This window comes from Nocardioides caldifontis (assembly GCF_008087345.1).
In the GTDB taxonomy this organism is placed as follows: Bacteria; Actinomycetota; Actinomycetes; order Propionibacteriales; family Nocardioidaceae; genus Marmoricola_A; species Marmoricola_A caldifontis.
On sequence record NZ_VHIB01000014.1, the window covers coordinates 47051 to 70267 of the forward strand.

The 23217-nt window shown below is 67.0% G+C and carries 20 protein-coding genes; 14 read left to right on the top strand and 6 right to left on the bottom strand.

Going from position 1 to position 23217, the window contains the following annotated elements; all coding sequences use genetic code 11:
• Positions 1-137 precede the first annotated feature (137 nt).
• Positions 138-755 (bottom strand): hypothetical protein, encoded by a 618-nt coding sequence (locus tag FIP57_RS20025; protein ID WP_148575330.1) that lies wholly within the window; start codon positions 753-755, stop codon positions 138-140.
• A gap of 310 nt (positions 756-1065) precedes the next feature.
• Here FIP57_RS20025 and mobF point away from each other — a divergent pair, with 310 nt between their 5' ends.
• The 7 genes from mobF (at position 1066) to FIP57_RS20060 (ending at position 11017) form a co-directional block, all read left to right on the top strand.
• Positions 1066-4605 (top strand): MobF family relaxase, encoded by a 3540-nt coding sequence (gene mobF / locus FIP57_RS20030; protein ID WP_238993619.1) that lies wholly within the window; start codon positions 1066-1068, stop codon positions 4603-4605.
• Positions 4606-4712: 107 nt separating this feature from the next.
• Entirely contained in the window at positions 4713-5090 is a 378-nt protein-coding gene (locus FIP57_RS20035) for a hypothetical protein (RefSeq protein ID WP_148575331.1), read from the top strand.
• Between the two features lie 149 nt (positions 5091-5239).
• Positions 5240-6499: a peptidoglycan DD-metalloendopeptidase family protein gene (locus FIP57_RS20040; RefSeq protein WP_148575332.1), complete on the top strand. Its 1260-nt coding sequence runs from the start codon at positions 5240-5242 to the stop codon at positions 6497-6499.
• Between the two features lie 130 nt (positions 6500-6629).
• Positions 6630-7547: an SH3 domain-containing protein gene (locus FIP57_RS20045; protein ID WP_148575333.1), complete on the top strand. Its 918-nt coding sequence runs from the start codon at positions 6630-6632 to the stop codon at positions 7545-7547.
• A gap of 151 nt (positions 7548-7698) precedes the next feature.
• Complete coding sequence (locus tag FIP57_RS20050) at positions 7699-9153, top strand: cytochrome ubiquinol oxidase subunit I (protein ID WP_238993620.1); 1455 nt, start codon at positions 7699-7701, stop codon at positions 9151-9153.
• Complete coding sequence (locus FIP57_RS20055) at positions 9150-10265, top strand: cytochrome d ubiquinol oxidase subunit II (RefSeq protein ID WP_148575334.1); 1116 nt, start codon at positions 9150-9152, stop codon at positions 10263-10265. The genes FIP57_RS20050 and FIP57_RS20055 overlap by 4 nt, the downstream gene beginning before the upstream one ends.
• Before the next feature lie 392 nt (positions 10266-10657).
• Complete coding sequence (locus tag FIP57_RS20060) at positions 10658-11017, top strand: DUF3817 domain-containing protein (protein WP_148575335.1); 360 nt, start codon at positions 10658-10660, stop codon at positions 11015-11017.
• A gap of 247 nt (positions 11018-11264) precedes the next feature.
• Here FIP57_RS20060 and FIP57_RS20065 read toward each other — a convergent pair whose 3' ends face one another.
• The 5 genes from FIP57_RS20065 to FIP57_RS20085 all read right to left on the bottom strand — a co-directional run bounded on the left by FIP57_RS20065 (position 11265) and on the right by FIP57_RS20085 (position 16574).
• Positions 11265-12578, bottom strand: a complete 1314-nt coding sequence (locus FIP57_RS20065; protein WP_148575336.1) for a hypothetical protein — start codon at positions 12576-12578, stop codon at positions 11265-11267.
• 347 nt (positions 12579-12925) lie between these two features.
• Positions 12926-13309 carry an ATP-binding protein gene (locus FIP57_RS20070; protein WP_148575337.1) on the bottom strand — a complete coding sequence of 128 codons (384 nt, stop codon included), beginning with the start codon at positions 13307-13309 and terminating at the stop codon, positions 12926-12928.
• 297 nt (positions 13310-13606) lie between these two features.
• Complete coding sequence (locus FIP57_RS20075) at positions 13607-15598, bottom strand: bifunctional copper resistance protein CopD/cytochrome c oxidase assembly protein (RefSeq protein ID WP_148575338.1); 1992 nt, start codon at positions 15596-15598, stop codon at positions 13607-13609.
• The gene (locus FIP57_RS20080; protein ID WP_148575339.1) at positions 15595-16254 is read right to left on the bottom strand and encodes a copper resistance protein CopC; all 660 of its coding nucleotides are present in this window, start codon (positions 16252-16254) and stop codon (positions 15595-15597) included. Before FIP57_RS20080 ends, FIP57_RS20075 begins: the two co-directional genes overlap by 4 nt.
• Positions 16227-16574, bottom strand: coding sequence for a hypothetical protein (locus tag FIP57_RS20085; protein WP_148575340.1), 348 nt, complete (start codon positions 16572-16574; stop codon positions 16227-16229). Before FIP57_RS20085 ends, FIP57_RS20080 begins: the two co-directional genes overlap by 28 nt.
• 73 nt (positions 16575-16647) lie before the next feature.
• Between FIP57_RS20085 and FIP57_RS20090 the strand changes: the two genes are divergently transcribed.
• The 7 genes from FIP57_RS20090 to ccsB all read left to right on the top strand — a co-directional run bounded on the left by FIP57_RS20090 (position 16648) and on the right by ccsB (position 23145).
• Positions 16648-17118, top strand: coding sequence for a BlaI/MecI/CopY family transcriptional regulator (locus FIP57_RS20090; RefSeq protein WP_275266184.1), 471 nt, complete (start codon positions 16648-16650; stop codon positions 17116-17118).
• Positions 17119-17132: 14 nt separating this feature from the next.
• Positions 17133-18056 (top strand): M56 family metallopeptidase, encoded by a 924-nt coding sequence (locus FIP57_RS20095; protein WP_148575342.1) that lies wholly within the window; start codon positions 17133-17135, stop codon positions 18054-18056.
• 286 nt (positions 18057-18342) lie between these two features.
• A complete protein-coding gene (locus FIP57_RS20100; protein ID WP_203231367.1) occupies positions 18343-18939 on the top strand; it encodes a TlpA family protein disulfide reductase in 597 nt (198 codons plus the stop codon).
• Between the two features lie 26 nt (positions 18940-18965).
• The gene (locus FIP57_RS20105) at positions 18966-19601 is read left to right on the top strand and encodes a DUF3105 domain-containing protein (RefSeq protein ID WP_148575343.1); all 636 of its coding nucleotides are present in this window, start codon (positions 18966-18968) and stop codon (positions 19599-19601) included.
• Positions 19602-19693: 92 nt separating this feature from the next.
• Positions 19694-20419: a DUF305 domain-containing protein gene (locus FIP57_RS20110; RefSeq protein ID WP_162529887.1), complete on the top strand. Its 726-nt coding sequence runs from the start codon at positions 19694-19696 to the stop codon at positions 20417-20419.
• A gap of 199 nt (positions 20420-20618) precedes the next feature.
• A complete protein-coding gene (gene resB / locus FIP57_RS20115; RefSeq protein WP_238993623.1) occupies positions 20619-22121 on the top strand; it encodes a cytochrome c biogenesis protein ResB in 1503 nt (500 codons plus the stop codon).
• 4 nt (positions 22122-22125) lie between these two features.
• Positions 22126-23145 (top strand): c-type cytochrome biogenesis protein CcsB, encoded by a 1020-nt coding sequence (gene ccsB, locus FIP57_RS20120; RefSeq protein WP_238993624.1) that lies wholly within the window; start codon positions 22126-22128, stop codon positions 23143-23145.
• Positions 23146-23217 lie beyond the last annotated feature (72 nt).

Consider the following 23217-nt stretch of genomic DNA (forward strand, 5'->3'; position numbering starts at 1 on the left):
AGCGCTTGGGGCCTCGACCCACACCGTGCACTGACCAGTCAACGGATCCGTGACTTGGCATACCGGTGCTGCGCCCGCCGGACTTTGAGTGAGCGAGCTCAAGTAGGCGACCATCAACACGCCCCCGAGGAAGCGGGTCAAGCGGCCGAGCACGGCGTCTGCCTGAGATCTTGGCTCGTGGCAATGCGCCAGTCGCCCTCGGAATCCTTCGACCGCTGATAGTTGGCCACGGTGTACCGAGTCCAACCCGTCGTCTCTCTGTCGGGACTCACCACGGACTTGCCGCTTTTATTGACCAGGTCAGCCCCGCTGACGTCCCAGCAGACGTCCACCGTCACTATCGGCACCTCGCCAACCGCTCGGTTCGAGCCCTTCAGATTGACCGACTGCACCGTCAGCTGAGCGACCGCGGTCGTACCGACCTGGCGAAGCCCCTCGCCCCGCTCCCTCTGCAAGAGCCGCTTCTGTGCCGCGAGTTGCGTGCTTGTCGCGACGGAGGACAGCGGCCTCAAGGGCTCGGTCGGGTTCTGTCGGAGGTTGTCGAGGACGGTGAAGTAGCGGCGAACGACGTCCTCGGCAGCTGCCGATGCGAGCTCGGACTCAGAGGGGGTAGGAGTTGAAGACCCCGTCGATGGCAACGAGGAACTCTCGCCGGACGAGGGCGGTGGATCGGCATCGGATCCTGAGCACGCCGTCATCGCGACCAGCACCGCGGCGCTGGTCGCCCATGCCCTAACCCCGAGTGTCCTGGTCATGCGCGCGTCCTGCTGTCCTCGCGAGCCGACGGGCACTCGAGGAGGTAGATGGCGCCGCGGACGGTCCGGAACGCCGTCTGTTTCGGCATGCTAACCCCGATCTCGTCGCTTGGACATCGCCGCTTTCCAGTCCTTCGCCCGCCACCTATCGCTTCCCTCTCCAGGTGCACCGCGCTACCCGCCCGCTCACGACCGGCTCTCCGCGCGCCGCCTCAGCTCACCCATACCTCCCCACCGGGGGCCACACGACTGGCAGATCGAGGGCTGTGGAGAAGTAGGCGCACCTTGGCCCTGTGGATGAGGTACTGCCGTGACGGTGTCGCTCCGGAAGATGTCGCCTGGCGACGGTTACAAGTACCTTCTGCGCACCGTCGCTGCCGGCGACGGCAACCGCTCGCTCTCCACGCCGCTGACCCGCTACTACGCCGAGGTCGGCACGCCGCCCGGGCGCTGGCTCGGCTCGGGCCTTTGCGCGCTCGGCCGGGGCGAACTCCGACCGAGAGACCGGGTTCACGAGGCACAGCTCGCGCTGCTGATCGGGCTGGGGCGCGATCCGCTCACTGGCGACCAGCTCGGTCGTGCCTTCCCCGAGTACCAGGGCGTAGAAGCGAGGATCGCTGTCCGCACGGCCGCGATTCCCGCCGACGTTTGCGGCGAGGACCGCGACGACATGATCGCCCGCATTGAGGCGGAGGAGAGCGTCGCGAGCAACCGCAGAGCGGTCGCAGGCTTCGACTTCACGTTTAGCGTGCCCAAGTCGGTCTCGGTCCTGTGGGGTGTGGCTGACGCCGACCTCCAAGCGATGATCGTCGAGGCTCACCACGCTGCCGTCGCCGAAGTCATTGACTACCTCGAGCGGGAGGTGGCGGCCACCCGCACGGGCATCTCCAATCACGATGGTGCCGTCGCCCAGGTCGGCGTCTCCGGCGTCATCGCCGCCGCGTTCGACCACTACGACTCGCGCGCCGGCGACCCGCAGCTCCACACCCACGTCGTCATCGCGAACAAGGTGAAGACGCTCCTCGACGGCCGCTGGCGCAGCCTCGACAGCCGCGCCATACACGCGGCCGTCACTGCGATCTCCGCCCACTACAACGCGGTGCTCGCCGATCGCCTCTCAGGCACCTTCGGCCTTCGCTGGGAGGCACGGGAGCGTGGGCCGGACCGGAACCCCCAGTGGGAGATCGCCGGCGTCAGCGAGGAGCTCATCCGCGAGTTCTCCGGCCGGACGCGCGAGATCGAGGCGGAGAAGGACCGGCTGGTCGAGGCGTACGTGGCGCGGCACGGCCGCCGGCCGTCGAGGGCCACGATCGTTCAGCTGCGTGCGCAGGCGACGTTGGCGACCAGGCCGGAGAAGCAGGTCCGGTCGTTGGCGGACCTGACCGGGGAGTGGCGCCGGCGCGCAGGTCGCATCACCGGAGGTGACGCGGGTCGGTGGGCGCGTGCGGTCTTGTCGGTCGGCGTCCCCGAGGCGGCCGACGCTGCATCTGTATCGCTCGACCTGATCCAGGTGGTGGCCAGGCAAGTGGTGGATGAGGTGAGCACCAAGCGGTCGACGTGGCGCTCCTGGAACCTCTGGGCGTCCGCGTCGAAGCAGACGATGGGGTGGCGTTTTCGTACCGTTGCAGACCGGGAGGCGGTCGTTGGTCTGATCGTCGACGCCGCTCAGGGGCTCTCGGTGGCTCTCACTCCACCTGAGTTCGCGGTCAGCCCTGGCGCGTTCTGCCGCGAAGACGGCACGTCCGTCTTCCGACCCCGTCACGCCACGGTCTACTCCTCGACCGACGTCCTGGCTGCGGAGGACCGGCTGCTCGCTCATGCGGAGGTTCGCGCCGCGCCGGCCATCGAGCAGGCAGCTGTCACGTTGGCCCTGGCGGGCGATGTCGCCAGCGGCTGCCTGAGCGCCGAACAGGCGGATGCCATCGGGAGGGTCGCGAGTTCGGGACGAGGCCTCGACCTGCTGGTGGGTCCGGCTGGGGCCGGCAAGACCACCGCGATGCGTGGCCTGCGCAGAGCATGGGTCAGTGAGTGTGGGCCGAGAAGCGTGGTTGGTCTTGCGCCGTCAGCGGCCGCGGCTAGAGCGTTGGCGGAAGACCTCGGCATCGCGTGCGACAACACAGCCAAGTGGCTGCATGAGCACGCCCGCGGCAACGTCACGTTCGGCTCGGGCCAGCTGGTCATCATCGACGAAGCGACCCTTGCCGATACTCGCACGCTCGATCGGCTGACTGAGGTAGCCGCGGCTGCCGGTGCGAAGGTCCTACTGGTGGGCGACGACGCGCAGCTGCAGTCCGTCGACGCAGGTGGCGCGTTCTCGATGCTCGCCGAAGCGCGCGGCAGCGACCTTCCCGAGCTCACCGAGATCCTCCGCTTCAACCAGGAATGGGAGAGGCAGGCGACGGCCGGTCTGCGTGGAGGAGAGGCCGCGGTTATCGACTCCTACGCCCGGCACGACCGGCTACGCGAGGGCACGACGGATCAGATGCTCGACGCCGCGTATGCCGCCTGGCGCGAAGATACGCGACGCGGCCTCGACAGCGTCCTGGTCACCGAAGCCGCGCATTCGGTCCATGCCCTCAACGCACGCGCGCGGGCCGAGCGAATCCTGGCTCATGACGACGACACCGGACCCGAAGTCGAGCTAGTCGACGGGGCACGCGCCTCGGCTGGTGACATCGTCATCACGCGCCGCAACGCTCGGCGCCTACGGGCCCTCAACGGGGGGTGGGTTCGCAACGGCGACCGCTGGCTCGTGCTCGACGTACGCCGCGACGGCGCGATGACGGTCCGTAGGGCGGGAGGCCGCCTAGCGGCGACGCTTATGCTGCCGCCTGAGTACGTCGCCCACCACGTCGACCTTGGTTACGCCGTCACCGCACACCGAGCTCAAGGCATCACCGTCGACACATCGCATGTCGTCGCATCCGCCTCGACGACGCGCGAGAACTTCTACGTCTCGATGACCCGCGGCCGTGACTCAAACATCGCCTACGTCGCGCTCGACCAGCCCGACGACAGCCACGCGACTCCGCGAGTCGGGGACGAGACCGCGCGGACGGTGCTCCACGGAGTCCTCCAACACTCGGGAGCCGAGCCCTCCGCCCACCAGGCGATCACGACCGAGCATGAGACATGGTCATCGATCGCCCAGCTCGCCGCCGAGTACGAGACCATCGCAGCCGCGGCACAACGCGACCGGTTCGCCGACCTCCTGCAGCGCTCGGGACTCACCGACGAGCAGGTCCACGAGGCGGTTTCCTCGGCCGCATTTGGGCCGCTCACGGCTGCACTTCGCCTGGCAGAGGCGAACCGGCACGACCTGGAACGTCTTCTTCCGCGAATCGTCGCCGCTCACCCACTCAAAGATGCCGCCGACGTCGCCGCTGTGCTCCGCTACAGGATCGAGGCCTTCTCTGGTGCTACTCCTGGCGCCGGACTGTCCCGTTCGCCGATGTTGATTGCCGGCCTGATCCCTGAGGCGGTCGGATCGATGGACTGTGAGAACCGGCAAGCACTCGACCAACGGAAGGACCTCATCGTCAGCAGGGCGCGAGCCTTGGCGGTAGGTGCCGTCGCGTCGCGAGCATCGTGGCTCAACCGCCTCGGAACGGAACCCCCGAATGCGTCCGCGAAGAGTCAGTGGATGACAGAGGTCGCGACCGTCGCCGCCTACCGAGATCGCTACAACATCACCTCAGAGCAGCCACTTGGAGGCCCAAGCCGGAGTGACATCCAAAGGAACGAGCGGCGGCGTGCCAACACGGCAGCCCGGCGAGCTCAGCGGCTCGCCGGCGGGCACTCCGGCTGCGAGCCCCAGTCGCTCGCCGCCTACCAAGTGGCCATCGGCTAGTCCACAGCCACCCTCCTGAACCCGCATCCACAGGCGCGATTATCCCAGGAGCGACCCAGTGTCGATCGGACGTAAGGCTCAAGGACCTCGACCCGACGGAGACCGTGATGTTGCTCTTCCTCCTCGCCGTGAGCGGCGCTGCGCTGGCTCACCGCTACCTGCAGGTATATGCCCCCTCGAACGTCGTCGTCGCTCACGCGCGGCGCGCGCGCCCGCGCCTGCGCGTCGCCGCGGGGCTCTTCGCCCTCTCGACGGCTCTCGCGGCCAGCGCGTTCGCACTCACCGAGTGGGTCGTCAACGGCGGTCCGGGCTCGATGAATCTGGTCATCATCATCGCGACCTGGGACGCGTTCAAGTTCACCTTCACGGCTATCACCGTTGCCCTTTGTCGCGCGCCTTCCACGCGCCGTAAGCGGTCGCTTTCCCGTCCTGACGACGACGCTTCCCGGGTGAATGCGCACATTGACCTCGCCGGCCGGTTGTGAGCCGCTGTCGGGAAGTAGCGTTCGCAAGGACATCAATGGCGCCACACCGACGCACCTAGAAGCTCGAAATGCCGCCGGCCGTTGGCCATGTCAGTTAATGTCCGGGCGGTCGAGTCGAGTTCAGCGCCTGAGAACACGAGGGCCGCTCCATGATACGTCCGCACTATGCCATCGAACGCTCGCACGCGCGTCGGTCCGGTGTGGCTGCGTTGACGGCGGCAATTTTGGCTCTTACAAGCCTTCCCGCAGCGTTCGCCGACGACCTCGACGACAAGAAGGACCGCGTCGAGAAGAGAATCGGTATGGCCGACGAGCGCCTCGACGAGTCCAGCGCCGACTTGCGAGCCGCCACCGACGCGCTGATCCTGGCTCAGGACGACCTGCGGCAAGCGCGGGAGCACCTAGCCACCACACAGAGTGAGCTCGCAGCTGCCACCGCGCTGGACGCCCGGATGCAGACCAAGCTGGAAACCGCGATCCTGCGGCTACGTAAGGCTCGGACAGGGTTGGCCACGGGCCGCGCTCAGGTGGCCGAGCAGGAGCAGCAGTTGCGGTCACTCGTCGTGTCGACGTACGAGCAGGGTGATCCAGCTCTCATGGGTCTCTCGATGGTGTTCACGACCCAGGATCCCGCCGCGCTGGCAGGAAACCTGAACACTCAGAGCACCGTCCTCGACGTCCAGTCCACGATCCTCCACCAGCTCGAAGCGACCGAGGTCATGCTCCGGGTCAAGGAGGACGAGCTCGAGTCAGCCAGGCAGTACGTCGCCGCGAGTCGCCGCGCGGCCGCGGAGAACCTGCGGATCAAGAAGGCCCTCGAGCTGCGGGCCGGGCAAGCCGAGGCGAACGTGGAGGAGCTCGTGATGCTTCGCCAGCGGGCTCGTTCGGTCGCACTGAAAGCGAAGAGCGCCGACCTGGCAGCACTGAAGCGGCTACAAGCCGAGCGTGACCGCATCCAACAGCTGATCCTCGATCAGGCGTCAAGCACCACCTACACCGGCGCCGTCGATGGCGACGGTGTCCTGGGTATGCCAGTCGATGGGAGCATCACCTCCCCGTTCGGATGGCGGACGCATCCCATCTGGGGCTATCGCTCACTCCACGACGGGATCGATGTAGGCGCGGGTTGCGGCACGCCGATCCGGGCGGCCGCCAGCGGAGTGGTGCTCTCGGCGTACTACAGCTCCGTATGGGGCAACCGGATCATTGTGGATCACGGAACGCGTCGGGGTGTTGGGGTCTCTACGATCGCAAACCACATGAGCGGGTACGCAGTCGACGTAGGAGAGCGCGTCGAGCGAGGCGAGATCATCGGGTACGTGGGCACGACCGGCTGGTCCACGGGGTGCCACTTGCACTGGACTGTGTTGCAGAACGGCTTGGCGGTCGATCCCAAGGGTTGGCTGTAGCGCTCCGCCGGGGCCGATTCAACAAGTTTATGGTCGATCCGGAGCCTGAAGCCGACACGATGTGACGTCAGGCACCGCCTGTGTTTGACTCGCTGACTGTTGTCCTGGCGTCGACCTCGAATGGATCCGTATGACCACCATGCGACACCGAGCCGCCGCGTGCCTCGCCCGGCGGTTCGGCAAGCTCTTCGTCCTCGCACTGGTTGCCCTGTTAGTCACCTCTGCGGTTGTTGCCGTCGGTGTCACCGCCGACACGTCAGGCTCCGATGCCGGTATGGAGCAGACCCTTTCGGCCGGTTCCTCGGCTGTGTCCCTGGACGCGAGGACCTTTGCGAGTCGGCGTGAGGAGCGGGTCAGCCGCGCGGCGCCCCGGATGCAGCCGCGCATCGCGCTCAAGCCGAGGGCCACCGACCACAAGTTTGCGACCGCCCCGCTGAACATCTGGAAAGCTCCGCGAGAGGAGGGCAAGCGGCTAGGTCTTATCGAATGGGGCACTAGGATCGCCGTCACCGGTCAGGTCGTCGGGCATTGGGCCGAGGTTCTGCTGCCGCGCGGCAAGCAACAAGCCACCCGGTGGGTGAATGCCGATTACCTCGCCAACCGCAAGCCCAAGCCCGACCCCCTGCCGGATGAGAGCACCGACAGCCCGACTGAGTCGACGGACGCGCAGTCAGGGGCAGCCCCGGGCGTCGGAGCGCCGTGCAGCAACGGCACCACGGTCCCGTCGGGCGTGAGCTCGAACATCGCGGCGATTCACCAGGCGGTCTGCGCGAACTGGCCCCAGATCACCAGCTACGGGACGTTCCGGGAGGGTGATGATGGCGACCACGGTTCGGGCCGCGCCGTGGACATCATGGTCAGCGGATCCGTTGCATGGCAGGTCGCGGAGTTCCTCCGCGCGAACTACAACGAGTTCGGGCTCAACTACGTCATCCATGCCCAGAAGATCTGGTCGGTCGACCGATCGGGAGAGGGATGGCGCTACATGGAAGACCGCGGGTCGGCGACCGCGAATCATTACGACCACGTGCACGCCTCCGTGTACTAGATAGGACGTCCGCCTACGGGCGACGTCGGCGGTCCGCCTCCGGGTTCCTGCAGGGTCGCTCTTCGACGCAGCCATCTAGTTCGCTTACACCGCTCGTGAAAAGTTTCACAAAGTCTCCAAAACCTCGTCCCGAGTGCTTAGCGTCAATGCCGTGCTCGAGTCTGCTCTCTCCCTGACCGCCCACGCTGGCGAGATGCCACACGCGGTGCAGGTGCTCGCGGAGGTCGAACCAGCGGGTCTGCTTCCTGCTCGGATGCAGATGGCACTGTCGCTGGGCTGGCACATCGTCCTGGCCTGCTTCGGCGTCGCGTTTCCCGCGATGATCTTTGTGATGCACCTGATCGGCATACGGCGCAACGACGAGGATGCGCTGCTCCTGGCACGCAAGTGGGCGAAGGTCTCGGCGGTCCTGTTCGCGATCGGCGCCGTCTCCGGCACAGTGCTCAGCTTCGAGATGGGGGTGCTGTGGCCGGGGCTGATGGCGACCTACGGCGACGTCCTGGGCCTGCCGTTCGCGTTCGAGGGGCTGGCGTTCTTCGTTGAGGCGATCTTCCTCGGGATCTACCTCTACGGCTGGGACCGGATGCCTTCCCGCCAGCACCTGATGATGGTGCTGCCAATGGCACTCACCGGCATTGTCGGCACCTTCTGCGTGATCGCGGTCAATGCTTGGATGAACGCTCCGGTGGGTTTTGACCTCGTCGACGGCCAGGTGACGAACATCGACCCGTGGGCGGTGCTGCTGAACCCGGACGCCTTCTGGCAGTTCCTGCACATGTGGGTGGCGGCCTACATGGTGGCGGGGTTCACGCTCGCATCGGTGTATGCGGTCGGGTTCCTGCGTGGGCGCGGTGATCGTCCGCACAGCCTTGGCTTCCGGGTCGCGTTCGCGTTCGCGAGCGTCTCGGCAGTGCTCCAGCCATTCGTGGGACATCTGCTCGGTGGTCGTCTCGCCGAGACGCAGCCGGCCAAGCTCGCCGCGTTCGAGCTGGCGACCGACACAGAGAGTCCGTCGCCGTTGCGACTGGGCGGCGTCCTGGTCGACGGCGTGGTGAGGTGGTCGGTCGACATCCCCTACCTCGGTTCGCTGATCGCCCGGAACTCGTTCACCGCGCCGGTCGAGGGGCTGGACAGCTTTCCGGTCGAGGACCGTCCACCGGTCAACATCACTCACTGGGCGTTCCAGGGCATGGTCGGCATTGGGTTCCTGCTGATGCTCGCTGCGGTCGGCTTCTGGGCCGCACGCTGGCGCGGCCGTGACCTGTTGCGACACCGGTGGTTCCTCCGGCTCGCCGCTGCTTCCGGGGTGCTGGCGGTACTCGCCATGGAGGCCGGGTGGATCGCCACGGAGGTCGGGCGGCAGCCGTGGATCGTGTACGAAGTGATGCGGACCCCCGAGGCGGCCGGCGAGAACTCGGGACTATGGTGGCTGCTGGGTGCGACCACCGTTGTTTACGCCGCGATGACTATCGGCGCTGTGATCGTCCTCAGTTCCATGGCGCGGCGGTGGCGGGCCGGCGAGGTCGATCTACCGAGTCCGTATGGACCTGAAGCGCAAAGCCGGAACCGCTCGTCATCTCCTGCGGCGGACGGATCCGGTCGGTGAGCCTGGCGGTGGCCGTGGCCGTGGCAATGTTCGTCGGGGTGATCGCCTACGCGCTGTTCGGCGGCGCCGACTTCGGTTCCGGCTTCTACGACCTCACCGCCGGCGGCAGCAGACAGGGCGCCGAGCTGCGCACGCTCATCGATCACAGCATCGGGCCGGTCTGGGAGGCCAATCACGTCTGGCTGATCTACGTGCTCGTCACCTGGTGGACCGCGTTTCCGGAGTCGTTCGCGTCGGCGATGTCGACCCTCATCTTGCCAATGCTTCTTGCGCTGCTCGGAATCGTTCTACGCGGGGCGAGCTTCGCGTTCCGCAAGTACGCCGCGACGATGAACCAGGCGCGGGTGTTCGGGGCCGTGTTCGCCATCTCCTCCGTCATCACGCCCTTCTTCTTCGGCACGGTGGCCGGTGGCATCGCCTCGGGACGGGTGCCCGCAACCGGCCGCGGTGACCTGTGGAGCTCCTGGCTCAACCCGACCTCGGTGTTCGGTGGAGCGATCGCGGCCGCGACCTGCGCCTTCCTGGCGGGTGTCTTCCTTTGCGCCGACGCCTGCAGGTCCCGTCAAGGCACCCTCGCCGAGCAGTTGCGTAGGCGGACGCTCGTGGTTGGAGCGGTCACCGGCGTGGTCGTGTTCGCGGCCCTGCCCTCGCTGCAGAGCGACGCCCCCACGCTGACCGAAGGACTGCAGACGCGGGCGGCGCCCTTGATCGCAGCGTCCGGCCTCACCGGCGCCGCGACGATGGTGCTGCTCGCGACCAGGCGCTTCGGCCGCGCGCGGTTCACGGCAGTGACAGCGGTCGCCGCCGTGGTTACCGGGTGGGGAATCGCTCAGTACCCCTGGCTACTCGTCGACCGCGCCACCATCGTCGAGGCTGCCGGCGCGCCGGCCACCCTCCGGGCGCTGCTCGTCGCCGTCGGGCTGGCGGCGGTCATCGTGCTGCCCGCGCTGGGTTACCTCTATCGGCTCACCCAAACCGAGACGTGGTCCGGGCACCCGACAGCACCCGCCGTCGGCCGTGCCGGTCTCGGTCAACGGCCCGAAAGCGCTTTGCGGGTCAAGACCACGACGCCGGAGCCGAAGAAGCCCACCAATCCCCACCCCAGCGCCTGACTGCCCTCCGAATCCGACAACACCAAGGCGACGCCGCCGGCGACTAGGACCAGACAGAGCAGGACGAGCGTTAGCAGGGACCAACTGATGCGACGCGTGCTCACGGCTCGAGGATCTCATGGCTTGCGCGTTGCGAGCGCCTGGCTCCTCAATCAAGGCGCTGAACGGAAGGGAGCTTCCCGCGATCGGCTCGCCGTAGGGAGCCCTGACAAATAGTTCCCCCGGGCACGGTCGAGGTCGAGGACCGGACTACCGAGCGCCGTGGCTGCGCACTTTGTGGGGCCGCCTCGACAGCAGCGTTGTAGGTATGGGCCCGCACGCTAACGAACGCCGCCCAAGACACCCACAAGGGCGGCGTCAAGCCCTCATCCTCGCCCCTCTACCCTGGAGCAGTGTCGTTTCGGACCTTGGTACAGCTATTCCGCTTCATAGCCGTCGCCGAAGCCCTCTCCTGGGTGGGGTTGGTGTCTGGAATGTACTTCAAGTACATGACCGACGCTGGCGATCTCGGCGTGAAGGTCTTCGGACCCGTCCACGGTGCCATATTCATCGCCTACCTCGCACTGACGGTGGTGGTGGCGAGGTCGCTCAGTTGGTCTTGGCGCACGACGCTGGGTGGCCTGATCTGCTCGGTGCCACCGTTCGCCACCCTTGCCTTCGAGCTATGGGCTCAACGAACCGGCCGCCTCGCGGCGTCTACGCATCGCTCGGGGAAGCCGTCGAGCCCGTCGAAGGTGGACGCCGCGAAGTAGCGACTGGGTCCCCGGGCGCCGTCACGCGTCTTCTGCCGAGTGTCGCCGAAATCGGGACTGCCCGAAGCAGCCACGACCTACGCCTGGATCCGCGGGGTTCTTGTGCCGCAGCCGAGGCCCGACCTCTGACGGCAATGTCCCTGCGGTCCGTGGGCTACAAGGGACTTGGCGCCGACCTCAAAAGTTCTGCCGCTGGGGCTGTGCGACGTCGCTGCCGAGGGCTGCATGCGGTGACCCCCGGTCATCGCTAGACGGTGAGCAGCAAGTAGAGGCCCCCAACCGTGTAGCCCACCATGACGAGCAGCAGCGGGATCTGGCCAACGAGTTGATGCCGTACGGGCAGCAGCTTCAATGAGCGGTCATGAGCGGCAACGACCCCGAGGACATGCCCGCCAACAATAGCGACCACCTTGCTCGCCGCCAGGAATGTGGGGTGCAACGTGAGCCAGTAGTTTACTTGTACGTCGGCGGTGCCGAGGTAGTCAGCGCCCTTGACGAGGGGGTCGCTGAGGTAGATCAGCGTCTGCTGGCCGACCTCGACGAAGTAACTGAGGTAGTGAGCGACGACGTACCCGACTACGATGGGCACCAGGGAGTGAGCGAAAAGGCCCGGGAGAGCCAAACGGTCAGCCTCATCGGAGGGCGCCGACATCGTCGCGATCGCGAAGAAGGCGCCGACGAGCAGGCAGAACAACATGAGGGCGACCGTGTCTAGGGCCACTGCGGCGACGTCAGCGTCGGTGCTGAACCGGATCCAGACCAGCGAGTCCTGGAAGCTGTCGAAGGCGGTGCTGCCGAGCAGCACGGAGACGGCGGCTAACAGCCCTCGGGTGGGGCGCAATCCATCGAGGTTGCGCATCGGGGCGCGGACCACCAACGCTCCGTCGCCGCGTCGGCCGAAGGGGGACAAATGACCTACGAGCGTGGAGTAAGCCTCGAAGGGATCTGCGGCGGCGATCCAACGTTCCCCGAACACGGCGGCGCCAACGATGACGACGACGAAGTACACGGCGAACCAGAGCCGCACTGCGTACAGGTAGTTCGCTTCGGGGTAGACCAGCTCGAGCCACACAAACGCCAACAGTCCGAGGGCGGCAGGCCATAACCCGATCCATGCCGGCAACTGGAACATGCCCGTGGTCGCCGAGCCTCCCGTGACCTTTGACAGCAACCAGTGCAGTGTCCGCAGTGGGTTGACAGCCCGGTAGAAGGGGCCGAACAGCAGGGACGCGGGCACGAGTCCCACCCACAGCAGGACGTAAACCACCCCGAACGTCGGGTTGGCCAAGCTGTCCGGTCCAGCGAGCGCCGCCCAGCCGACGTACACGGCCACAGATAACCCCAGCAGGCGCAGAGCGGCGCTGAACCACGCGCTCTCAACGACGGCGGTCACGTGTCGGGGGAGGGGATGCCCCTGAGTTGTGGCGTCGAAGCGCGGCGAGCGCCAGGCCAAGACCAGGACGAGAAACGACACCGCGAGGGTTGCGGCGGCGCCAGAGAGCGCATAGGGGAGCGGGATCGGCAGGTCCGCCGTTCCTCCGATGCCGTGCGCGAAGACCATCCTCTACGTTCCTTGCGTTCGGGTGGGAGGGTTGGGTGGAGGAACAACGCGTTTCACCCGGATCACGCCTGCGACAATTTGCCACCCCGCACTCCGCCCAGAGCCGAATGGCGGTCGACGTGGTCGCGGGTTCAGTTGACCTCTCCTCTCCGCACTGGTGGCCTCGCCAGGCCTCAGGACGTCAGACGACGCGTGCGGGCTCGCGCGTCGTGCCCTCCTCGAGCGCCTGACGATAATGGCACGCACTTCCCGAGGGGACAGCGACGCTGCACAACGATGGAAAAGATGCAGGTTGATCTCGAGGAGCGAGGGTGCTCTGTGCGCGGATGTCGCTGCGATGCGCCGTTTCAGCGGCGCGTGCGAAGCTCGAACCACACGGTTCGTGCACCGTCCGCGTGGTGGAGCTCTACTCCCCACCGCCGCGCCAAGGCCTCAACGACGATCAGTCGGCGTCCGGGTTCTCCGGTGCCTCCCGCGGAGGAAGTCGACGGGGTCGGAGCCGATGTGTGGGTTGTCTCGACACGTAGTGACTCCTCCGTGGTCGTCACGGCGAGGAGGATGTCGGCCGAGCCAGCGTCGAAGGCAGCGTTCACCAGCTCTGCAGTAAGCAGTTGGGCGATCGCGGAGATGTCGGGAGGCATGCCGCTGCAAGACAGAAGCACGTGGTGTCGTGCGCGGTCCACAGCGTCGGGGTGATTGTGCAGCGAGAGCCTGAAGAGGTCATTGCTCATGGCGCCCGCCGGCACGACAGGCATCCGCCGTGGGCTGGCCCGGCGCGACGGCCTCCCTCGGCTACTCGACGTGAAGGTTGAGCGCGTCGGCTGATCACGAGTCGATCTCGATGGCCGCCCGCGCCTGCCGCGGGCTGGACGTTAGCGAGTGACTTCGCGAATCGCTCTGGTACAGCTTGCCGACGCGGGACACAAGCAGATGGCCGTTGCGCCCTCCGAGTGTCCAAGCGAGCCGGTCACGCTGTCGGAGCCGGTCCAGGCGACGCCGGCCAGTTGTCCGTGGGGTGCGTGCGGGGCTCATCGGCGTTCGTGGAGCCGTAGTAGTTCCTCGTTGTAGCGCCGGAGTTCCTCGTCATTGTCACGCGCGGCGCGCCTGTCGTACCGCCTCGCCTCGCGCATGTCCGAGCGTACCCACGCCCAGATCAATCCGAATCCCAGGATCGCGATCGGATAGTCGCCCAGCACCCAACCCAGGGTGGCGCCAATGTACTGATCCCGCTCTGGTGAGTTGCCCCACTCACGTCCTAGAGCGGTGAACCAGTCCTCGGCGAGTACCTGGGTCTTGCTCATCAACGACACCGAGAACAGCGCGTGGAACCCGAACGTCACGAGAAGAGTGACGAGCCGCAGCGGATGCGGCTGTCGGGCTGGACCGGGGTCGATACCGCAAATGGCCGAGGCCAGCAGGTAGCCGGTCGCCAGGAAGTGGAAAACCATCAACAGGTGGACGGTGTGGCTGCGTAGCGAGAGCTCGAACAGCGACGAGGAGTAGAACACGACCAGGCTGATCACGAAGAGCCCCGCCGCGACCACCGGGTTCCCTAGAACCCGGAGGTACCAGGAGTGAATCGCCAGCAACAGCCACTCGCGAGGACCCCGAGAGCCATCCCTGCGAGCTCGCAGCGTTCGAAGCGCCAACGTCACCGGCGCCCCCAGCACCAGAAACGTGGGCGCTGCCGTCGCGATGGTCATGTGCTGCACCATGTGCATGCTGAACAGCACGTCGCCGTACACCCCCGGCGAGCCACTGGTGGCCCAGATCAGCATGGCGGCACCGATGAGCCAAGCCGCACTTCGCCCCACCGGCCATGCATCGCCGCGTCGGTGAAGTTTGAGTACCCCCGCGAAGTAGACACCGACTGCGAGCACGGAAAGGGGTGTCCAGAACGTGTCAACGCGCCACTGCGTCAAGAAGGTACCCATGTCGAGCGAAGGCGGCATGGAGAAACCCAACAGGGCCTCGGCCGGGGTCGCAGCCTCCCGTCCCGGTGGCGTTGGGGTGCGGCTCAACGCGACGCCCACAGCCATGGCCGCGGCCATGACGCCGAGCTCCGCTCCGGAGAGGCGGAGGAACCACGACGTTGAGGCTCCACCCTTGCTTGAGCCGCTGAGCGCAGGAATCGTTTGACGGCGATGCCAAGCGCCAGCGCCCAGCAAAGTCACCAAGGCACCACCCTTGATAACGAGCAGGACCCCGTAAGACGTGGACAGGTTCGCCCAGCTGCCGAGCCGAAGCCAAGCGGCTGTCACTCCCGAGACCGCAACCAGCGCCGCCGCCCAGCCAGCGAGGGTCGAGTAGCGGTTCACCACCCGCGGGAGTTGCTCATCACTCAGATGCCGGCGCACCAGCAGCAGAGCCGCGAGCCCGCCGCCCCACACGCTGATGCCGAGCAGGTGCGCCATCTGAGCGTTCACCGCGACGTCGTGATTGAGGTCCCCGGCGGCATGTCCGGTGGTCGCCAGCGGCCACAGCGCCACCACGGACACGACGGCCAGCACAGCGGTGGTCGTCAGGTTCCGCGTGAACATGGTGCCGATAGCGGTGACCGCGGCGAGGGTGGAGCTGAGCAGCATCACGCGCCCTAGCTCGACGTCGGTGAGGAAACTGCCTAGATACTGCATGCCGCCCGGAGCAAGCGGATCGACACCGGCGACGTCGCCGTAGGTGAACACCACGTTGGCGAGTCCACTCCACACCCACAACGATCCGGCAACCGAAGCGACGGCGAGGCCGCGTGCCCGCGTGCCTGTAACCAGGCGCCGAGTGTCGTGACTGCTGGGCGGCAGCACCGTGGCGGTAAGGGTCAGGGCTCCAACAGTCAGTGCGGCGCTAAGGTCGCGGATCGCTCGCGAAATCGGCAACCCGTACCGCACCGCGTTCCCGGGATCGCTGAGTCCTGTCTCGGCCGGGGGAGCGAGGGCACCGTTCCACCGCAGCAGCAGGACCGCAAGCAGAGGCACGCCGAGTATCAGCGCGACCGCGTAGAGTCGCGGGAGCACCGTCTTCACGGCTCGCGCCGCGCCGACCGGTTCCGCTGCGCCGCGAGGAAGAGGACCACGACCGCGGCGGGTATCAAGATCAGAGCGCCCACCAAACCCCACAACGAGTCGCTGTTCTCTCCGCTGGCGGACTCACCTGGGGCTGAAGATGGCTGGTCGGCCGACCTGGTCGCCGCATCCGGTGACGGCGTCGAACTTGGTGTCGGTGACGGGGAGGAAGGGCTACGGGTTCCGGCGGTGAACTCGACCGTCCCGGTGACGGGGTGCCCGTCGGCCGACACCACGCGGTATCCGACCACCCAGGCCGTCCGTTCTTCCTCCGCGGCGCCGTCCGGGACTGTCCCAACGACTTGTTGGCCAGTGACCGCGGTGTCCAACCTCACCGGTTCGTCCTCGCCAATCGTGAGGGAGACCTGAGCGAACTCGGGAGAGATGTTCTCCGTGAAGGTGAGCTGGATCGTCGTGGGAACCCCCTTCACGCGGGCACCGTCGGCCGGCGCCGAGCTCTCCAAGCCCGTGTGCGCCGACGCTGGCGCCACGCAGAGGGCGACCAACGCGAAACCAGTGGCTGCGATAGTCACGAGCGTTGACGTGAGCCGAGCGAAGCGGCGGCGGCCCCAAGGCCGCAGGGCTACCCTCATGACCGGATCTCGCCGATCAGCCATGTCCCTGCGATGAGGAGACTGATGAGAAGTGCGACCACCGCGCCGAAGACGAGGGGCAACCAAGAGCCGCTCTCCGTGTGCTCGCCCTCGTCCGTGACGCCGTTCTCGACGTCGGTCTGGGCAGCGACTCTATCGATGTCCCGAGCCACCTCGCCGTCCGCATCCCCCACCGTATCCGCGGCGGCGTACCTGGAAGCGTCAACCTGCTGCTCGCCGTGCGCTCTTGTGACTTTGTCAGGGGCAACGTGCGGCGGCTCTTCGACGGGCACCGCCGTCTCCGGGAGCGGGTGGCTGCGTGCGGACGCAGGGTTCTCCGCCATGGCGTTCCTCCTTGGACGACCTGCCGCTGGCCCCTGCGAGAAGTTCCTTGGCGCGAGCTCAGCTTCAATGTGAATGAGACGATGGCGCTCCGATCGACGGCGCGCCGGGAGCAATCTACTATGTGGGATAGAACAATCACACGCGGAGTCCGGCGCCGAGGAGGAGCTGTTGCGGAGTCTGGGAGCGCTAGAGGGTGAGATCATGCGGTGCCTGTGGTCCGCGCCGACTTCACGATCCGTTCGTGAGGTCCTCGAGGAGCTGGATCGAGACAAGCCCCTGGCCTACACCACGGTCATGACCGTGCTGGAGAACCTTCACCGCAAGGGTTTCGTCAGGCGTGAGAAGGCTGGCCGCGCTTTCCGCTATACCTCGACGGTCACCCGCGAGCAGCACACCGCCGAGTTGATGGGCGGTGTGCTCGCTGGAACGGACGACCCAGGAGCTGCACTTCTGCACTTCGTGCGGCGCATGTCGCCCGAGGAGCAGAGCGAGTTGCGTGCTGCACTCGAGCGCCTGGGCGAGTCGGGGGGCATAGAGCCGTGATCGCAGCTTCGTTCTTGGCGCTGTTCGTCGTCATGGCAATCCTCGGGGGGCGGCTGCTCGACCGTGCTACGTGGCCGACAAGGGCGCCGGCTTTGGGAATCCTCGCCTGGCAGGCTCTGACTGCGGCGGTAGCGCTTGCAGTGGTACTGACGGGTGTGTCATTGGCTCTCCCGGAGCTCCATCTCAGCGGCAACGTCAGCCAGATGCTGCGGACCTGCCTGATCGAACTGCAGCACCGATACAGCACGCCGGTTGGCTCAATGCTCGGCGTCGCCGGAGCCTGCCTAGCGCTGGGGGTTTCCGCGCGCCTCCTCCACGCCTGGACGGCGACCACGCTTGCCGCAGGTCGACAGCGCCGGCGCCATCTCATCGGCCTGGGGCTCATCGCCGACAGCACTTCGCCCGACGCGGTCGCCTTCGTGGACCATGAGGAGCCACTGGTGTACTGCCTGCCCGGGCGTAGGCGCAGAGTCGTCGTCACCAGTGGCGCGAAGCGTCTTCTGACTCAACGCCAACTCCGGGGCGTCCTCGCGCATGAGAGGGTGCATTTGAGAGCGCGTCACCATCTGGCGATCGTTGCCTCGACGGCGTTGAGTCAGGCGTTCTTCGGGCTCGGCGTGTTCCGTACCGCGGCCGAACGAGTCGTCGAGCTGGTCGAGATGCACGCCGATGACGCCGTGTCAGGGTCGCAGCGTCGTGATCTGGCCTCGGCGCTGTTGAGGCTCTCTGGTGCGGCTGCCCCCGCGGGCGCGCTCGGTGTCGGCGGCGCTACTGCCGTCGCTCGGATCATTCGTCTGTCTCAACCCCGCGCCCCCCTGCCTTCACAGGCCCGATGGCCGATCCTGGCCCTGACGCTCGCGACTGTGGTGATCCCAGTTCTGCTTGCGGTACTGCCGGCTGGCATGGCGGTTGCTGAACACTGCTGCGTAGTCGCCTGACCCGCTGTCCGCCACCGATCGCAGCCTCGGTGCAGAGCGGCGCGTCAACTACTATGCCGTATCGTAGGTGTCGGCCTCGAACCACGTCCGGCGCCCGTCTCGAGCAGCCGGTGCACACACGTCCGCATCTGGTCCGGGTCTGGCAGAAACCATGGGAGGAGGATTGAGCATGCCCGGTGGTCCCAATGCCGCGGAGTCCGATCCACCTCAGCCACGACCTCGGGAAGCCGCAGCCCTCCGAATCCAGCGGCCGTGGTACCGGCGCACGTGGAAGCACGTCGTCACGGTGCTGGTGTGCAGCGCCCTCGTGGGCCTGATGGCGGGAAAGCTGTACTTGCAGGCGGCCAAAGGAGATGAGTCGGGCATCGCGGCACCTAGCGACACCGCCGGGCAAGGCCGCGGGGGTGTCGTGGCGGAGTACCCACCGACGCAGCGAGGCGGCAGCGTGGTGGTGGGCGGAACGACCCTGCAGGGAGGCCAAATCTCCACCGATAAGATGCGCGGCGATGTGGTGGTGGTGAACGTATGGGGGTCGTGGTGCGCTCCCTGCCGAACTGAGGCGCCGATTCTGGCCGACGCCAGCCGCCGTTACCAACCCCGAGGAGTCTCCTTCCTAGGCATCAACGTGCGTGACAATGAGGCAGCGGCGAAGGCATTCGAGGACCGCTACTCGATCCGCTACCCAAGCATCGCCGATTTCGACGGTCGCACCTTGTTAAGCCTCAACGACTATGTTCCTGCCAGCGCCGTCCCGGTGACGGTCATCCTGGACCGCGACGGCCGAGTCGCCGCCCGAGTGCTCGGCGAACTGCGGCGCGCCACCCTCGACGCGTTGCTCGACACGGTGATCGCCGAACCAGCGAGAGACCTTTCCACCAGCTGACCGCCCGACCGAGGAGATACACAGGCATGGCGAAACGACCTGAGGCCCAGGACCGACGCGCCCGGGCCGCCGCGTTACAGGCGGAGCACAGGCGCGACGAACGCCGCCGCACAGTGTTGATCGTCGGCGCATGCGCCGCCGTCGCGGTCGTGATCATCGGAATGGCAGTCATCGCGCTGCTGAACCAGCAGCGGGAACGAGACGAGATTGATGCCGCAGCCTCGGAGTCGATCGAAGGAGTCGAGCAGTTCACGGACCTGTCCCGCAACCACGTCGAGACCGCCGTCGACTATCCACAGACGCCCTCAGTCGGAGGGGACCACAGCTCGGTGTGGGTGAACTGCGGTACGTACACGTCCGCCATCGACCCGATGCAGGCGACACACTCTCTCGAGCACGGGGCAGTGTGGATCGGCTACGACCCGAGCCTCGAAGCGGCAGAGGTCGAGAAGCTCGTCGGGATCGCCGAGGCGAACAACTACGTTCTGCTGAGCCCGGTCGAGGACGTACCGGCGCCGGTGACCGTCAGCGCCTGGGGCAACCAGCTGCAACTGGAAAGCCCCGACGACCCGCGGCTCGAAGTCTTCGTGCAGAAGTACCAGCAGGGAGAACAGACGCCGGAGCCCGGCGCCCCCTGCACCGGCGGCAGCGGCGGCATGTGATGGCGAAAACGCGCGCGACTGGCGCCACCGCAGCGGCGCCGGACGCTTCGGACAAGGAGGCAGAACCGGTCGCGGCGCTTCCGAGATCGCGGATGATAGCGGTCGCCGCTGCCCTCACTGCTGCCGCAGTCGCGCTCGGCGCAGGCGTCTTCATCGGGATCGCCAGCCACGGCGGCGATTCCAACGCCACGGGCATGGCGGAGCCCGGTTCGCTGGACGTCGGCTTCGCGCGCGACATGCGCGACCACCACGCCCAGGCGGTGGAGATGTCGGTCATGGTGCGGGACGCGACCGAGGACCCGGAAGTCCGGACCTTGGCGTTGGACGTGCTGCTCACCCAGCAGCAGCAACTCGGCCAGATGTATGGGTGGCTCGCCACGTGGGACGAGCCGCAGGTCGGCTCGGAGCCACCCATGGCTTGGATGACCGATGATGCGGCTGCATCCGCCAATACGGCCGCCCAAGGCGACGTCGCCTCAAGCGAAGGCGACACGCCCGGCATGGAGGGCATGGAGCACGGTTCTGAGGCGGACGCCGAAACCGAAGGATCCGAGGACGTCTCGATGCCCGGGATGGCCACCGCGGCGCAACTGCAGGAGCTCGACCGGTCACGCGGGGTCCGGGCGGAGCGGCTGTACCTGCAGCTGATGATCCCGCATCACCGGGCCGGCGTCGCAATGGCAGAGTACGCCGCGGCAAACGCCTCCCAACCTCAGGTACGGCGACTCGCGCAGAGCATCGTCGAAGCGCAGACCTCGGAACTGAAGGTGTTGCAGTCGATGCTCGACGCCCGCGGTGGACCCGTGCCCGGGGTTTGATCGGCATGCTTCGGAGCTTCCAGTGACGAACACCCAACGTCCGGTCACCAGCGGACCGGACCGCAACACCAGTGAGTCGAGCATCGACGGCTGGGGCGCTGCCGGAGGGGCTCCGATCACCACTGGGGTTGCGCCGCCGCGTGGGGGGTGGGCCTGGAGTCGTTGGGCCTGGCGATCGCTAACCTCGATGCGGACAGCCGTGATCCTCCTGGGCCTACTGGCGCTTGCTGCTGTGCCCGGCTCGCTGCTGCCTCAACGGAATGTTGCCAGCGACCCGAACGCCGTACTTCAGTTCACTCAGGACAACCCGACGTTGGCGCCGTGGTTGGACAGGCTGGGGCTATTCGAGGTGTACGCCTCGCCGTGGTTCGCCGCCATCTACATCCTTCTGCTGGTGTCGATGACCGGCTGCGTCATCCCCCGCTGCCTCCGCCTCTGGCGAGCGGTACGGGCCGACCCGCCTCCGGCGCCGAGCAGCTTCGTGCGCCTCTCCGAACGTCGAGAGGTGCACGCGGCGCAGTGCCCCTCTGAGGCACTCCGTGCGATCGCCGCTGATCTGAAGAGCCGGGGATTCCGGGTCCGTACCACCGGCGGCGAGGTGAGGGCCGAACGCGGGTACGCCCGAGAGCTCGGCAACCTGCTGTTCCACCTCTCTCTCCTCGTGCTCCTGGCCGGCATCGCGCTGGGGCGGCTGTTCGGCTTCGAGGGCCGCGTCGCGCTTGTCGAGGGAGCCGGGTTCTCGAACGTAGTGTCGCAATACGACGAGTTCTCCCCGCGCGCGCTCACCGACGTTGAGGGGTTGGAGCCGTTCTCCTTCACGCTGAATGATTTCGAGGCCAGCTTCGAGACCGCAGATGAGAAACGGGGGGAGCCGCGCCAGTTCCGGGCCGAGCTCGAGTACCGCCCGGACGACGGCTCCACATCGAAAGCAGTCGAGGTGGAGCCGAACCACCCGCTCGATGTCAACGAGACGAAGGTGTTCCTGACCGGTCATGGGTACGCCCCCAAGGTTACGGTCCGCGATGGTCGCGGGGATGTCGTTTTCACCGGCCCGGTGATCTTCCTGCCCAACGATGCCAGCTACGCCTCCGACGGCGTCGTCAAGGCTCCGGATGCACGGCCGACCGAGCTGGGCTTCGAAGGTTTCTTCCTCCCGACCGCCGCCGTCGGCGACCGGGGTCCGTACTCAGCCTTCCCGGACGCGCTGAACCCACAGCTCTTCCTCACCGCCTTCACCGGTGACCTCGGCATGTCGGACGGCCCACCGCAGTCGGTGTACACCCTGGTCAAAGACGACCTACAGCAGGTCCGCGCCGACGGCCGTCCGTTTGCAAAGGCACTGTCGGTCGGCGACACGATGCGGCTGCCCAACGGAGAAGGGTCATTGACCTTCGACGGCGTCGCCCGGTTCGCGAACTTCCAGATCGCGTACGACCCGGGCAAGGAGGTCTCGCTCGTCGCCGCGGCACTGCTGCTGCTCGGAGTGACGACGTCCCTGCTGATCCGACGTCGACGAGTCTGGGTGCGCGTGGTGGCGTCCGGCCCCGACGGGACGCGCCTCGAAGCCGGCGCGCTGCCTCTGACCCGGAGGGGCGGCATAACGGGGGAGATCGATGCGGTGCTCACCGCTGTCAGTGATGAACGCGAGAAGTCGTCGGACCGGCCTGACACCGAGCGAGCCGCTGGCCCCGAGAAGGAGTGATCACGTGACCCTGCCGTCGATGGAGACGCTGGCGCAGCTGAGCGACAACCTTGTGTACTCCGCCATCGCGGTGTACGCGCTGGCCATGCTCGCGTACGCCGCCTTGAGCGCACGCCGACCCGAGGCGCACCGCCAGCAACCGGCCGCAGCGCCCGCGGTCGAGGCCACGATCGGGGCGCGTGCCGACCCTGGCAGCCGCCGCTCCGTCGGAGCTCCTGGAGAGGAGGCTCGCGATGCGACCGGACCCGCGCCGCACACTGATGCCTCCGTGAACGCCGTGGACCGGCTCAGCGCGATCGCCGCTGCCTTGACGATCCTCGGATTCCTGCTTCACCTCAGTGGCGTGGTCGCCCGAGGCTTCGCTGCGGGGCGGGCGCCGTGGGGCAACATGTACGAGTTCGCGGTGGTCGCGGCGCTCGCCGCGGCGGCGGCATTCCTTGTGTTTCTGCGCCGGGAACCCGTCCGCGCCCTTGGTGTGTGGATCACCGCCATCGTCGTGCTCACCCTCGGGCTGTCCGTCACCGTGCTTTACACCCCGGCCGGTGCGCTGGTGCCCGTCCTGAACTCGTACTGGCTGGTGATCCACGTTGCCGCGGCCATCACGGCCGGCGGCGTCTTCACCATCGGTGCGGTCGCCATCTTGCTATACCGCCTTCGACTTCGAGCCGAACGCCGAGGCCCCGCCCACACTGGATATGCCGGCCGCCTGCCGGCCGCCAGCACGCTGAACCGGGTGGCACACACTGCCAACCTTTTTGCGTTCCCCATCTGGACCTTCGCAGTGATCGCGGGCGCCATATGGGCCGAGAATTCCTGGGGACGGTATTGGGGTTGGGACCCGAAGGAGACATGGGCGTTCATCACCTGGGTGTTGTACGCCGCATACCTCCATGCTGAAGCGACGGCGGGATGGCGGGGCACCAAGGCTTCGTGGTTCGCACTGCTGGGGTACGCCGCCTTCGTGTTCAACTTTTTCGGCGTGAACATGTGGATCTCCGGGCTGCACTCCTACGCCGGCATCTGACCCAGACGACGCTGATGATGAGAAGACTTTCAGCCGCACAGCATCGAGTACCCGCGGCCCCCGGCAGGGCGC